This window comes from Streptomyces sp. NPDC021020 (assembly GCF_044333285.1).
Classification (GTDB): Bacteria; Actinomycetota; Actinomycetes; order Streptomycetales; family Streptomycetaceae; genus Actinacidiphila.
The window spans coordinates 30,177-43,401 of sequence record NZ_JBIRQQ010000001.1 but is presented as its reverse complement, the minus strand read 5'-3'; the positions used below and the strand labels follow the sequence as shown (position 1 = coordinate 43,401).

11 protein-coding genes and 1 pseudogene are annotated in these 13,225 nt (G+C 76.7%); 6 read left to right on the top strand and 6 right to left on the bottom strand.

The features are described from left to right. Positions 1–77 precede the first annotated feature (77 nt). Both ACH4SL_RS00185 and ACH4SL_RS00180 read right to left on the bottom strand, forming a co-directional pair. Positions 78–2,492 carry an FtsX-like permease family protein gene (locus ACH4SL_RS00185; protein ID WP_398441000.1) on the bottom strand — a complete coding sequence of 805 codons (2,415 nt, stop codon included), beginning with the start codon at positions 2,490–2,492 and terminating at the stop codon, positions 78–80. A 538-nt stretch (positions 2,493–3,030) separates the two neighbouring features. Further along, on the bottom strand, positions 3,031–3,714 hold the full coding sequence (locus ACH4SL_RS00180) for an ABC transporter ATP-binding protein (RefSeq protein WP_398440999.1): 684 nt from the start codon (positions 3,712–3,714) through the stop codon (positions 3,031–3,033). A 134-nt stretch (positions 3,715–3,848) separates the two neighbouring features. Here ACH4SL_RS00180 and ACH4SL_RS00175 point away from each other — a divergent pair, with 134 nt between their 5' ends. Beyond that, on the top strand, positions 3,849–5,129 hold the full coding sequence (locus ACH4SL_RS00175) for a sensor histidine kinase (protein ID WP_398440998.1): 1,281 nt from the start codon (positions 3,849–3,851) through the stop codon (positions 5,127–5,129). After that, the gene (locus ACH4SL_RS00170; RefSeq protein WP_398440997.1) at positions 5,102–5,767 is read left to right on the top strand and encodes a response regulator; all 666 of its coding nucleotides are present in this window, start codon (positions 5,102–5,104) and stop codon (positions 5,765–5,767) included. Before ACH4SL_RS00175 ends, ACH4SL_RS00170 begins: the two co-directional genes overlap by 28 nt. On the opposite strand, the gene ACH4SL_RS00165 is transcribed toward ACH4SL_RS00170, so the two are convergent. From ACH4SL_RS00165 to ACH4SL_RS00155, 3 genes are all read right to left on the bottom strand, one after another. Further along, positions 5,764–6,096, bottom strand: a complete 333-nt coding sequence (locus ACH4SL_RS00165) for an MmcQ/YjbR family DNA-binding protein (protein WP_398440995.1) — start codon at positions 6,094–6,096, stop codon at positions 5,764–5,766. The genes ACH4SL_RS00170 and ACH4SL_RS00165 overlap by 4 nt on opposite strands. Before the next feature lie 10 nt (positions 6,097–6,106). Then, the gene (locus tag ACH4SL_RS00160) at positions 6,107–6,856 is read right to left on the bottom strand and encodes an alpha/beta hydrolase (protein ID WP_398440994.1); all 750 of its coding nucleotides are present in this window, start codon (positions 6,854–6,856) and stop codon (positions 6,107–6,109) included. Between the two features lie 406 nt (positions 6,857–7,262). After that, a complete protein-coding gene (locus tag ACH4SL_RS00155) occupies positions 7,263–7,826 on the bottom strand; it encodes a TetR/AcrR family transcriptional regulator (protein ID WP_398440992.1) in 564 nt (187 codons plus the stop codon). A gap of 118 nt (positions 7,827–7,944) precedes the next feature. Here ACH4SL_RS00155 and ACH4SL_RS00150 point away from each other — a divergent pair, with 118 nt between their 5' ends. The 3 genes and pseudogenes from ACH4SL_RS00150 to ACH4SL_RS00140 all read left to right on the top strand — a co-directional run bounded on the left by ACH4SL_RS00150 (position 7,945) and on the right by ACH4SL_RS00140 (position 9,902). Then, positions 7,945–8,118, top strand: a complete 174-nt coding sequence (locus ACH4SL_RS00150) for a hypothetical protein (protein WP_398440991.1) — start codon at positions 7,945–7,947, stop codon at positions 8,116–8,118. A gap of 14 nt (positions 8,119–8,132) precedes the next feature. Further along, positions 8,133–9,111 (top strand): annotated as a pseudogene (locus tag ACH4SL_RS00145) (ATP-binding cassette domain-containing protein). Positions 9,112–9,122: 11 nt separating this feature from the next. Further along, positions 9,123–9,902, top strand: a complete 780-nt coding sequence (locus ACH4SL_RS00140; protein ID WP_398440990.1) for an ABC transporter permease subunit — start codon at positions 9,123–9,125, stop codon at positions 9,900–9,902. Positions 9,903–10,283: 381 nt separating this feature from the next. On the opposite strand, the gene ACH4SL_RS00135 is transcribed toward ACH4SL_RS00140, so the two are convergent. Further along, positions 10,284–12,608, bottom strand: coding sequence for a hypothetical protein (locus ACH4SL_RS00135; RefSeq protein ID WP_398440989.1), 2,325 nt, complete (start codon positions 12,606–12,608; stop codon positions 10,284–10,286). Positions 12,609–12,828: 220 nt separating this feature from the next. On the opposite strand from ACH4SL_RS00135, the gene ACH4SL_RS00130 reads away from it, so the two are divergent. Further along, on the top strand, positions 12,829–13,158 hold the full coding sequence (locus tag ACH4SL_RS00130) for a deoxyxylulose-5-phosphate synthase (RefSeq protein WP_398440988.1): 330 nt from the start codon (positions 12,829–12,831) through the stop codon (positions 13,156–13,158). Positions 13,159–13,225: the final 67 nt, after the last annotated feature.

Here is a 13,225-nt window from a genome sequence, read left to right as displayed (position 1 = left end):
CCACCCCTGAGATCGTTCTGTCCTGCTTTGACAGTAGGGGTGGGGTCTGACACAGGCCCTGACCAGCGCGAACGGTTCTACGGGCGCGCCCGGGTCCGGCGCAGGTGGAGGAGGACCGGGACCGCGGTCGCTGCGACCGCCGCCGCCGCGCACACCGTGGTCGTCAGGGTCAGCTCGCGCCAGGGAAGGGCCAGGGGGTGGGGGACGGAGAGGCGGGAGAGGGCGGCGTGGAGGGTGGCGAGGTCGAGGGCCGCCGCCAGGAGGCCGATCGCCGCGCCGACCGCGACGGGGAGGAGCGATTCGGCCGCGGTCAGGCGGAGGAGCTGGAGGCGGGTCGCGCCCGACCGGCGCAGGAGGGTCAGCTCGCGCGTGCGGGCCGCGGTGGACATGGCCTGGGCGGTCGCGAGGGCGAGGGTGGCGTAGAGGAGGGCGATGCCCAGGGTCAGGGCGAGGCCGAGGCGGGTGGCCGCGGTGGCGTGCGGGGCGGTCGCCCGTACCCACGCGGGCCCGGTACGGACATCGGCGCCCGGCACCGCGCGGCGCAGCTCCGCCGTCACCGCCGCCGGGGACGCGCCCGGGGCCAGGCGGATGCGGACCAGGGCGGGGGCCGCGCCGGGCGGGGCGTTGCGCGGGGTGAGGTAGACGCCGTTGTCGCCCGTGCCCTGCGCCAGGACGGCGGCGATCCGCAGCCGCCGCTTCGTGCCGTCGGCGAGCCATACGGTCACGGTCTCGCCGGCCGTGTGCCGCTGCCATTCCGTGGTGACGACGATCGAACCGTCGTCGAGGTCGGCGAGGCGGCCCGCGACGACCGGCAGCCGTACGGTGTCCGGCAGCGTCGCCGGGTCAACGGCCCAGCCCTGCGCGCGGATCAGCGCGACGCTGTCCTCAAGGGTGGTGACGGACGCGGCGGTTGCGGCGGAGGCGGTACGTACGCCCGGCGCGGCGCGGACGCGGGCCAGTTCGGTGGCGTCCAGGCCGCCCGCCGCCGTCAGGACGAGGTCGGCGGTCGTCGCGCGGGCGATCTCCGCGGACTTCGCGGCGTTCACGGTCGCCGTCGCGCCGGGCAGCGCGCCCGCGAGCGCCACCACCGCCACAACCGGGGCCGCCACCGCGGCCGTACGCCGGGCCGCCGCGGCCGCCTGCGCCCGGACGAGCCTGCCGTGCGCGCCCAGCAGCCGCAGCAACGGCCGTACCAGCGCGGGCGAGAGCGCCGCCGCCGCGGCGACCAGCAGCATCGGACGAGACACGTACGACTTGCGGTGCAGCAGGTCGGCGGGGCCCGCGGGGTCGGCGTACAGGGAGTACGCGGCCAGGCCGAGGGACGTCGCCAGCAGCGCGCCGCCCGCGAGGGCGCGGCCCCGGGTCAGGGCGCGGACCTGCGTGTCCGCCTCCCGCAGGGCCTCCGCCGGTGCGGTGCGGCCCGCGCGCCAGGACGCGGCCGCGCTGCCGCACAGCGCGGCGGCGACCGCGGTGGCCATCGCGGCGGGGTACGGCCACAGGTGGCCGCGCGTGTCCGCGGCGAACCACGCGGGCGCGAGGCTCTTGTCGACCATCCAGCGGGCCAACACCCCTGCCCCGTACGCCCCGCCGAGCGCGCAGCCCGCCGCCGCAGCCGGGATCGCGAGGAGCAGCTGCTCGATGAGGACGCGGCGGCGCAACCGCCCCGCGGTCGCGCCCGCGAGCCGCAGCAGCCCGAACTCCCGGCGGCGCGCCGCCACCGCGAGGGCCGTCACGGACGACACAGCGAAGACCACGACGAAGCCCGTGACGCCGGCGGCTGTGCCGAGGACGACCTCCACGCCGGTCAGGGCGGTACGGTCCGCCGCCGCATGCGGGTCGGCGGCGCGTCTGGCTCCGCCGGTGAGCACGGTCGCGCCGGGCGCGCTCGCCTCGACCGCGCGGCGGACCGCGGCGGGGTCGGCGTCGACCGCTACTTGGCGTGTGGGCGGGTTGAGTTGGGCCGCGCGGGCGTCGGTGAAGAAGAGGGCGTGCTCGAAGGGGTGGGGGGCTTCGACGGTGCCGACGACGTGCAATGTGCCGTGGGCGGTACGGAGGGTGGTGCCGGGCGGGGCCCAACTCCCGGTGGCCGCGACCTCGTCGGGGGCCTGCGGGGCCCGGCCGCCGGTCAGGCGGTAGCCGCCGAGCGGGGCGGCGGACCAGGGGTGGCCCGTGAGCGGGGCTGCGCCGCTGCGTGTGGTGCGTACGGCGAAGGAGCGGTCCTCGACGACGTGGCCGAGGGCTCGCAATTCATCGAGCAGGGCGGGCGGGAGGGCCCGCGGCTCCGGGAGGGCGGTGGTGCGGGTGCCGTGCGCGGTGCTGACGCGCAGGGTGGCGTCGCCCCTGACCACGGCCCGGGCGCGGGCGAAGCGCTCCGGAGCGGCGGTTGGGGGGCCGGCGAGGGCGCTGGCCAGTGCCTGGAGCAGGGCGCAGATGAGGGTGCCGGCGGTGAGGAGGGCCACCACGGTGGCCCAGCGGGGGCGGGATGAGGTCACGGGGTCACCTGGCTGGGGGTTGGGCTGTTGCGTTTCCTGTCCGCCGGTGGCCGTGGGCGGTCGGGGGTGCGGCGTTCCGCCGGTGGCGGGGTGCGGGTGCGTGGGTGGTTGCTCGCGCAGTTCTCCCCCAAGGCTGCGCATGGGAGGTACCCCCACGCGCCCCCGGTGTACCCGGCGGGGCATCGCGCCCCTGCCCGGGGGCTGGGGTCGGGTGCCGCCACGGGGGCACCTCCTCGGAATGCGCGTCCGACCTCTCCCCGAACTGGCAACCGGCGAGGTGCGCATTCCTGCGGGGGCACCCCCGTACCGTCCCCCTCCGGCCGGTATGGCGGCTGCCTGCCGGTGAGGGTGACGTGTGGCGGGAGGGCGAGCGTTTTTAGGGGCGCGAGGAACTGCGCGGCCAGCCACGACGGCGGGAAGGCGGACAGGCCACCGCAAGAGGCACCCCCCAGGGGCGCGAGGAACTGCGCGACCAGCCACCGCGGCGGGAAGGCGGACAGGCCACCGCAAGAGGCACCCCCCAGGGCACCCGCAGGGATCAGCACGGGGAGCCCTGCGTGACTCGGCCCGCCGCCAAGGCGATTGTGTGGGTGATGTAGGGGGCGGCCGCCGCCGGGGAGTGGGTGATCATCACTACCGTGCGGCCCGCCAGGGCGATGTCGCGGAGGAGGGTGAGGACGTGCTCGGCCGCGGGAGCGTCAAGCGCGGCCGTGGGCTCGTCGGCGAAGAGGACGGCGGGGCGGGTGACGAACGCGCGGGCGAGGGCGACGCGTTGTTGCTGGCCGCCGGAGAGGTGGGCGGGGTGGTGGTGGGCGCGGTCGGCGAGGCCCACCGCGGTGAGGGCGTCGTGGACGGCGTTGGGGGCGGGGCGGCGGCCCGCGAGGCGGAGGGGGAGGGCGACGTTCTGCGCGGCGGTGAGTCCGGGGAGCAGGTTGTAGGCCTGGAAGACGAAGCCGATGCGCTCGCGGCGCAGCCGCGTGAGGCGGGCGTCGCGGAGCCGGGTGAGGTCGGTGCCGTCGAGCACGACCCGTCCGGCGGTGGGGCGTTCGAGGCCTGCCGCGCAGTGCAGGAGTGTGGTCTTGCCGGAGCCGGAGGGTCCGGTGACAGCGGTGAAGGTGCCGCGGGCGAAGCGCAGGGACACCTTGTCGAGCGCCGTCACCGTACCCCCGGCGGCCGGGTAGGTCCGGCTGACCTCGTGGAGGGTGAGCACGTCGTCGTTCATGGTCGACAAGCCAACTCGGCGCGGGCGGCGGGGACATCACGGCTGGGGCGACTTCCCGGGGTATGCCTGGCACTACCCCGGAGGTGGGGCCCGCCCGGTCGCGGGGTCCGGGGGCGCGCTCCTACGGTGGGCGGATGCGTGACCGAACTGTGTGGCAGGCCCTGGCCAGGGGGCGTTTCCTGGTGTCGGCGTGGCCGTGGCGAGCGGCGGCGTACATGGTCGCGGGAGTGCCCGCGGGGGTACTGACGCTGGTGGCGCTGGCGTTGCTGCTGGCCGTGGGCGGAGCCCTGTCGCTCGTGCTGGTGGGGCTGCCGGTGCTGGCGCTGGCGGCGTTCGCGGGGATCCCGGTGGGGGCGGTGGAGCGGCGCCGGCTGCGGCTGGTGGACGCGGCGCCCGCGCCGTCGCCGCACCGGGCACCTCCCGTGACGGGGCCGGGGAGTTGGGCGCTCACGCGGGCCCGGGAGGGCGCGACGTGGCGCGAACTCGGGTACGCCGCGCTGCTCGCGCTCGTGCTGTGGCCGCTGGACGCGCTCGTGCTGGTCGGTGCGGTGCTCGTGCCGGGCGCGCTGCTCGCCGCGCCGGTCATGCTCGCGGTGAACGGCGGTACGTCGACGAAGGTGCTCAAGTCCTGGACGGTGGAGGGCTGGCCGCCCGCCGTGGGAGTGGCGCTGCTGGGTGTACTGGGCCTGGCGGCGGGCGGTTACGCGGTGGGCGCGGCCGCGGGTGTCCGGGCCGCGGCGGCCCGCGCCCTGATCGTACCGGCGGACGCACAGACCCGTATCACCGAACTGACCAGCTCCCGGGTGCGGTTGGTGGACTCCTTCGAGGCGGAGCGGCGGCGGATCGAGCGCGACCTGCACGACGGCGCGCAGCAGCGGCTGGTCGCGCTGACGATGACGCTGGGCCTCGCGCGGCTGGACGCGCCGCCGGGGCCGCTGGCCGAGCAGTTGGCGAAGGCCCACGAGCAAGCGGGCGCCGCGCTCGCGGAGTTGCGCGACCTCATCCACGGCATCCACCCGCGGGTGCTCGCCGACTACGGCCTCGCGGCGGCCCTCACCGACGCCGCCGACCGCTCCCCCGTGCCCGTCGACGTGACGCTCGACCTGGACGTACGGCTGCCGCCCGCGGTCGAGGCGGCGGCGTACTACGCGGTGTGCGAGGCGCTCGCGAACATCGCCCGGCACAGCCGCGCCACCCACGCGGAGATCACCGGCGGCTGGGCGCGCGGCCTGCTCACCCTCTGCGTGGACGACGACGGGTGCGGCGGGGCCGACCCGGAGCGCGGCAGCGGCCTCGCGGGGCTCGCTGACCGGGTGGCCGTGGTGTCCGGCACACTGGCTCTGACCAGCCCGCCCGGCGGTCCGACCCGACTGCGAGTGGAGATCCCGTGCCGACCGTCCCGACCGGCGGACTGACCGTCGTCGTCGCCGAGGACAGCGTTCTACTCCGGGACGGCCTGACGGGCCTGCTGACCCGCTTCGGCCACCGGGTGGCGGCCGCGGTCGGCGACGCCCCCGCCCTCGTCGCGGCGGTCGAGGGGCACCGCCCCGACATCGTGCTCACCGACGTCCGGATGCCGCCCGGCTTCCAGGACGAGGGCCTGCGCGCGGCGGTCGCGCTGCGCGCCCAACGCCCGGACCTGCCCGTGCTGGTGCTCAGCCAGTACGTGCAACGCGCCTACGCCGTCGACCTGCTGGACTCCGGTGACGGCGGCGGCGTCGGCTATCTGCTCAAGGACCGGATCGGCCAGGTCGAGGACTTCGTGGCCGCCGTCGAGGACGTCGCGGCGGGCGGCACGGTCGTCGACCCCGAGGTCGTACGGCAGTTGCTGCGGCGCCGCCGCGACCCGCTCGAACGCCTCACCCCGCGCGAACGCGAGGTGCTCGCCCTCCTCGCGCAGGGCCGCTCCAACCGCGCCGTCGCGCGCGAACTCGTCGTGTCCGAGGCGGCGGTGGGCAAGCACATCGGCAGCATCCTCACGAAGCTGGACCTGCCGGTGACCGACGACACCCATCGGCGGGTGCTGGCGGTACTCGCGTTTCTGCGTTCCTAGTCGGGCGATTCCGCGTCCGGCGGGGCAGCCTGGCGCCAGGAGTCGAGCAGGATGTCGTGCAGCTCGGCCCGGTCGTCGAGGGCCGCGAGCCGGGCCCGTACCCACGAGGAGTGCGCCTCGTGCGCGGGGACCCAGAACTTGCGCGGCTCGGACGCGATCAGCTCGGCCCGCTCGGCGCGCGGGCAGCGCACCGCGAAGGACGTCCCGTCGTCCGGCACGGTGACGAACATCCGGCCCGCGACGTGGAAGGTCGGGATGCTCCACAGCTCCTTCTCCGCGGTGAGCGGGAAGGAGAGCGCGATACGGCGGACGTCCTCGGGACCGAGCATTCTCCGCATGCTAACCGGCCGCCCGGTGGCGGCGCGGGACGAGCGCCCGGAGGTCGGCGAAGAAGCGGTCGTGGGCCGCGGCGGCGGCCGGGTCCGTCAGATCCATGCCCTGGATGAAGCCGTGTTCCAGGCCCGGTTCGCACCGGTGGCGTACGGACACGCCCGCGGCGCTGAGGCGTTGGGCGTACGCGTCGCCCTCGTCGCGCAGCGCGTCGTGCTCGGCGGTCACGATCAGCGCGGGCGGCAGCCCGGAGACGTCGGCGGCGTGCAGCGGGCTCACGGCGGCGCGGCGTGCCGGGTCGGGGACGTACGCGGCCGCGAAGTACGCGAGCGCGTCGGCGTCCAGCCCGTGGCCGGTGCCCTTCTCCTCGACCGAGGGCAGGGCGAGGGTCAGGTCGGTGTTCGGGCACACCAGTGCTTGGAGGCCAGGCAGCGGGCCGCCCTCGTCCCGCAGCGCCAGGCACGCGGCGGCCGCGAGGAAGCCGCCCGCGCTGTCCCCCGCCACGGCGGCGGGGCGCGCCCACCGCAGCACCGCGAGCGCGTCGTCGAGCGCGGCGGGATGCGGGTGTTCGGGCGCGAGCCGGTAGTCGACGGCGAGCACGTCCACCGCGCAGGCGCGGGCGATGCGGCGGCAGGTGCGGTCGTGGGTGTCGAGGTCGCAGAAGACGAAGCCGCCGCCGTGGAGGTAGACGAGCAGCGGAACGCCCTCCCGGGCGGGGGAGTTGGTGGCCGTTGCTGAACCGTGGGGGGTGGCGGGCACCGAACTGCTCTGGGGGACAGGCGTACTGGCGCCGAGGGCCGAACCGGCGGACGAGCTGGGCGTGTTGGGGTCCGTGGCCGGGGCGGGCGGCGCCTCGGGCGTGCAGCGGTAAAGGCGGAGCCGTAGGCCGCCGGGCCCCACGAGGTCCCGGACGGCCGGGAGTTCGGGCCCGCGCGGGCGGGTGGCGGCGCGGTCGAGGGCCCCGCGGCGGAGCTGGTCGTGGAAGTCGGGGGGCAGCAGGGCGTTCAGCGCTCCTCGGTCGTACGGCGCGGGGCGCCTGCGGCGGGCTCGGGGGCCGGGGTGGGCTCGGGAGCCGCCACGTACGCACCTGGCCCGTACGTATCCGCGGCGTCCGCACCCGCGGGAAACGCACCCGCCACGTACGCACCCGACCCGTACCGCGGCCTCATCCGCGCAGCCCCGCGAGGGTGGCCCGCACCAGGCGGTGGACGGCGGCCTTCGTCGGGAGGGCGCGGGCCGCGGTGGCGGCGGCGAGGCAGTAGCGGGCCAGCTCGTCCGGCGGGATGTCGTCCCGCACCTCCCCCGCGGCGGCCGCCTCGGCGATGAGGCCCGCGAGGAAGTCGGCGAGGTGCTGCTCGGCCCCCGCGACGTGCTCGCCGCGGTGCAGGGCGGCCGAGAGGTCGTGCGCCGGGTGCTCGTGCTGGATGAGCGCGTACGTGTCCAGGACGGCGGCGAGCCGCGCGGCAGCGTCCCGCGCGCCCGAGCCCGTCGCGGTGAGCTGCGCGAGGTGCGCGGCGACCTGGCGTTCGTGCCACGCGGTGAGGATCGACTCGACGTCCGGGAAGTACTTGTAGAGCGTGGCCCGCCCGATCCCGGTGCGCTCGGCGATCAGCGACATCGTCACGCCGGTCAGCCCGCGCTCGGCGACCAGCGCCGCCGTGGTGTCCAGCGTCGCGTCCCGGACCGCGCTGCGGTGCGCCTCGATCGTCTCGTTCCACAGTTTCGGCACGTCGGCAGTCTAGTCCTTACACCTTGCCGTTGCTACGACAGAGCGCATTGATGAAGACAGTGTGTATCGATAACTTGGCCCGGACCCGTCCACCCACCCCGTTCGGAGGCCGCGCCCCATGCCCCAACTCCCTCTGCACAGCGACACGGAGGACCGTGAAGGCCCCCCGCCGGACCCGCGCCGCCGCCGGGCGAAGGCACTGTGGATCGCGGCGGGAGTCGCGCTCGTCGCGCTCGTCGTCGTCCTGCACCTGACCGGCGTCATCGCCGAGTCCTCCTCGTCGCACGGCTGAGCGGGGCCGCGACGATGATCGAGGCGGAAGGCCTCAGCAAGCGCTACGGTGCCGCGCTCGCGGTCGACGGGCTGTCGTTCACCGCCCCTGCCGGGCAGGTCACGGGCTTCCTCGGGCCTGGGGGTCCCCCCACCGGAGGTAGGGGGAGGTTCGGGCAAGTCGACGACGATGCGGATGGTGCTGGGCCTGGACGCGCCCACCGGCGGGCGCGTCACCGTGAACGGGCGGTCGTACGCCGGGCTCCGCCGCCCGCTGCGCGAGGTCGGCGCGCTGCTCGACGCGCGGGCCGTGCATCCGGGGCGCACGGCGTACGAGCACCTGCGATGCCTGGCGGTGAGCAACCGCATCCCGGTCGCCCGGGTCGGCGAGGTGCTGGAACTGGTGGGCCTGCGCGGTGCGGCCCGACGGCGCGCCGGGGGCTTCTCGCTCGGGATGGCGCAGCGGCTGGGCATCGCGGCCGCGCTGCTCGGCGATCCGCCGGTGCTGATGTTCGACGAGCCGGTCAACGGGCTGGACCCGGAGGGCGTGCGGTGGATCCGTGAGCTGCTGCGCTCGCTCGCCGCCGACGGGCGGACCGTCTTCCTGTCCAGCCACCTGATGAGCGAAACCGCCCTGACCGCCGACCGGTTGGTGATCATCGGGCGAGGGCGGCTGATCACCGAGACGACCACCGCGGAATTCCTCGGCGACGGGGGTGGGGGCGGGTCCGGTTCCGGAGGTGGGTGCGGCCACGTACGCGTCCGCACCCCGCAGAGCACCGAACTGCTGGCGCTGCTGCGGGCCCGCGGAGCCCACGCCGAGTCCGGGCCGGACGGGGCGCTGCGGATCACCGGCACGGACATCGGCACGGTGGGGGCGCTCGCCCATGAGCACGGCATCGCGCTGCTCGAACTGACCACCGGACAGGTGTCGTTGGAGGACCGCTACCTCGAACTCACCGGCTCCGCCGTCGACTACCGCCCCACCACCCCGCCCGCCGCGGAACCGAAGTGAGGCCGCACACCATGGAAACCCTCGCCGACTTCGGCGACGTCCTGAAGTCCGAGTACGGCAAGCTGCGTTCGGTGCGCTCCAGCGCGTACACGCTCGCCGCCGCCGCGCTCTTCACCGTTGTGCTCGCCGCGGTGATCGCGGCGTTCGTGCCGCCGCACCTCAGCGCGGCCGACCGGCGCACGGTGGACCCGGTGCAGCTCGGCCTCGGCGGCATGCACCTCGCGCAGGTCGCGGTCGGGGTGCTGGGCGTACTGGTGATCACCGCGGAGTACGCGAGCGGCACGATCCGCGCGACCTTCGCCGCGGTACCGCGCCGCCGCACGGTGCTCGCCGCGAAGGCGGTCGTGGTCGCGTGCGCCGCGGGCGGTGTCGGCGTCGCCTCGTGCTTCGGGGCCTTCTACGCCTTCGAGGCCTTCCTGGGCGTGGACGCGATGTCCGTGTCGCTGGGCGACCCCGGCGTGCTGCGCGCGGTCGTCGGCGGCGGGCTCTACCTGGCGGTGCTCGCCCTGCTGGGGCTCGGCCTCGGCGCCGTACTGCGCACCTCCGCGGGCGCGACGGCGACCCTCCTCGGGCTCCTCTTCGTCCCCGCCCTCCTCGTCGACCTGCTCCCGTCCGGCTGGCGCACGACGATCGGCCCCTACCTGCCCATGCAGGCGGGCACGCAGGTCTTCGTCGCCGCCCCGCACGAGGCCCACGCCCTCGCCCCCTGGCCCGGCTTCGCCGTCTTCTGCGCGTACGCGGCGACCGCGCTGGCGGCGGGCTTCACCCTGATCACCCGCCGGGACGCCTGAACCGCCACCCGCCCGCCTGCGGCTCGGCCCGGAACGCCTGAACCGCCACCCTCCCGCCAGCGGCTCGGCCTGGGACGTCGTCCGCGGGTCCCCGGAGGGCGCTACCGGCGGACCGCGGGGTCGCACGAGGGCCGCAGGGGGCTGCGGGATCCCGCACGCGCGGGCGGACTGCGGAATCGTCCGGAGGCCGCAAAGGGATGCGGTCAGACCCCGCACGCGGGGCGGACCGCGGACTCGCACACGGGCCGCAAGGGGCTACCGGGTCCCGCACGCGGGGGTCGGCCCGCGACGTCGTCCGGCGCGCCGCCTGTGCCCCGGCGGCCGGCCGTCGCCGGAGTCGCCGCCGCGCCGAGCCGGCCCACGGCCCCCGTGCCGGACGCGTCAGGGCAGGACGACGTCGTGGCCGCCCGCCGCCTCGATCAGCCACCGCAGCGCGGCGCCCCCGCCGTACGGGTGGCCGTCCACGGTGACGCGCACGCGCCCCTCCTCGCGCCAGGTAACCGCGTCCCACCAGCGCCAACTGCGGCTGTCGGCACCGCCGTCGGGGTCGAAGAGGCCGATCCAGTCCAGCAGCCGCCAGGGCGCGTCGGCTTCCGCCGCGCGCTTCTCGTGGCCGAGTCCGCGCCACCGCATGAGGCGCCGCGCCGCCGTGCCCTTGTCCGCGGGAGCCGCCGGGGCCTCGTCCGCGAGGGGGGCGCACCGGGCCGTGAACCAGTCCGGGAGCAGGCCCGGCCAGGCGTCGTCCGCGGGCCAGTCGGCGGCCGGACCGGCCGCGTACGGGAGGACGGCGCGCAGGACCTCGCGGATGCGGGTGACCGTGTCCGCGGCGTCCTGCGCCCGGAAGGTGGCCTCGACGAGGAGCAGCGGGCTGCGCGCGTGTGAGGGCACGCCGTGCCGGACGCGGAGCAGTTCCGTCAACGGGGCCATGGGCGCGAGGACTTCGTGCAGGACCTGGCGCTGGCCGTGGCCGAGCCGGGCGGCGGCGCGCTCCGCCAACTCCAGTACCTCGGCGGCCTGCTCCGGCGTGGGGTCCAGCGGGACGTAGGGTCCGCGCCGCCAATCCCAGGTCATGGGCCGGGCCTGCTGGATGACCCGCACCGCGGCGTCGGCGGCGCTGCGTGCGACGCCCGGTTCCGGGCCCGCGGCGGCCCGCAGCAGCACGGTCAAGTGCCGTACGGGGTCGCGCTCGTCGAGCAGCCGGAGCCCGGCACGGCTCACCACCACCCGCGAGGTGTCGGCGAGCAGCGACTCCGCCAGCCCGGCGGGGAGTTGGCCGCTACGGGTCGCGAGCGCGGCCGCGGCCTCGCGGACCACCGCGGCGTAACGGTCGTGCAGCAGCGGTACGACGTCGCCGACCGGCACGGCGTCCAGCGTCCGCAACCCGCGCAGGGCGGCGGCCCGCACCCGGTGCTGCGGGTGCGCGAGCAGCTCCGCGAGCCGGTCGGCGTCCTCCCTGCGCCCGCACTCGGCGAGCCCGGCGACGGCTCCGGCCGCAGCGATCCCGCTCGCGCGCGACGACGGGGCGTCCTCCGCCGCAGGGCGGGCCCGCGCGGGTACCCCGGCAAGCCGATCGGCGTCTTCCCCCGCCGGGCGGCCCCGCGCGGGCACCTCGGCAAGCCGATCGGCGCCCTCCCTGCCCCCGCGCTCCGCGAACCCGGCGTCCTCCCCCGCCGGGCGGCCCCGCGCGGGCACCTGCGCGACCAGTTCGGCGACCGCGTCGAGGTACCACTCCCGCGCGTCCGCGCCCGTGCGGCGGGCGGCGTCGCGGGCCGTGGCGCGGACCAGCGGCGAGGGGTCGGCGAGGTGGCGGGCGGCCTCCTCCGGATGACCCGCGCGGACCATGCCGGTGAGGGCGAGCGCGCGGACGTCCCGGTCGACGGTGGTGGTCAACCGGCGCAGGACGTCGAGGCGTTCGGACCAGACCGCTTCGCGGGCGGCGGCCTGCGCGGCGGGCACACGGCAGCGCCGCTCTGGGTCGTCCGTCGCGAGCGCGGCCAGCCGCTGGAGCGGCAGCCGCCCCGCGGCGACGGCGGTGCGCACGGCGAACACGCGCACCCGCGGATCCGGCGCGGACGTCAGCTCGTCCAGCACCGCGGCCCCGTGTACGGCGGTCAGTGCGGACACGGCCTGCTGCCGGACGAAGTCCCCGCGCTCGCGCCGGGCCAGCAGTTCCGCGACGGGCACGACGAGCGGTACGTACCGCCCCGGGGCGGCGTGCAGCAGGACGGCGAGCGCGCCGCGGGCCCGGTCGCGCACCGGGCCGACCCAGTCGGCGGTGCGCAGGGCCAGGAAGACCACGAGGCCGGGCGGCACCTGCGGTTCGGCCAGCCGCGTCACGATCCGGCGTACGGCCGCCTCCCGCGTGCGGCCGTTCGCGTCGCAGGAGGCGAGGGCGAGCGTGAGCGGGCCGGCGTCGTACGGGTCGTACGGGTCACATGCGAGGGGGTTGTGCGCCCGGTGCCCGGCGCCGGAGCGCGGGGGAAGGCCGGTGCGCAGTGCGCGGTCCAGGAAGAGCACGGCCTGCGGCGTGCGGGCGAAGACCCGCACCCCGTGGTCGGCGAGCCCGATCGCCTCCAGCGCCCGTACGGCGTCCGCGAGCCGCACTCCCGCGTCGGGCCCGCGCTGCGCGGCCCGCGTGACGGCGTGGTCGAACGCCACGCGGACGTCGTAGGTCTCGACGGCGGAGGGCGGCGGCGTGGTCGGCATGCGCCCCATCGTGCCTGGCCCCGGGCGCCGCCACCTGCCATTTTCGCGGCGCTCCCGCGCCCTCAGCGGCCACGCTCCCCGCTCCCGCGCCCCTCCGCGGCCGGGACCCGAGCCTTTGGCCAACCGGCCGAGCAGTCGGCGGCCCGCGCACCACCGGCGTCCGGCTGTTCGTCCGGTGAATCCGTTGGCCGGCCTCCCCACCCGTCTCTAGGCTGACCGCATGGGCCACGCGAAAACCTCGTACGTCTGCCTCGCCTGCCGGGCCTCGTACAAGCAGCCGTACGACCGGACGAGGCAGCGGCTCTGCCCGCGCTGCGCGGAGCCGATGATCCATGCCGGTTCGGCGTTCGCCGCGCCCCGGCGGCGGGACGTCGCCGCGTGGCGGACGCTCACGGTCCTGTTCAACGCGGGCGTGGGCTTCCACAAGAGCTGCTGCGGCGGGCCCGGGTACCGCCCTCGGACTCTGCGCGAGGTGCGTGAGCGGATGACGCACGCCCGGCGTAGTGGCGAGCCGGTCGCGAGGGCGCTCACACGACGGGACGTTCCGTGACGTCGCGCTGACGGCCCCTCCGGCGCAGGCCCGGCCCCGCCCGCGACCGGGGCCGCGGGGCCGACAC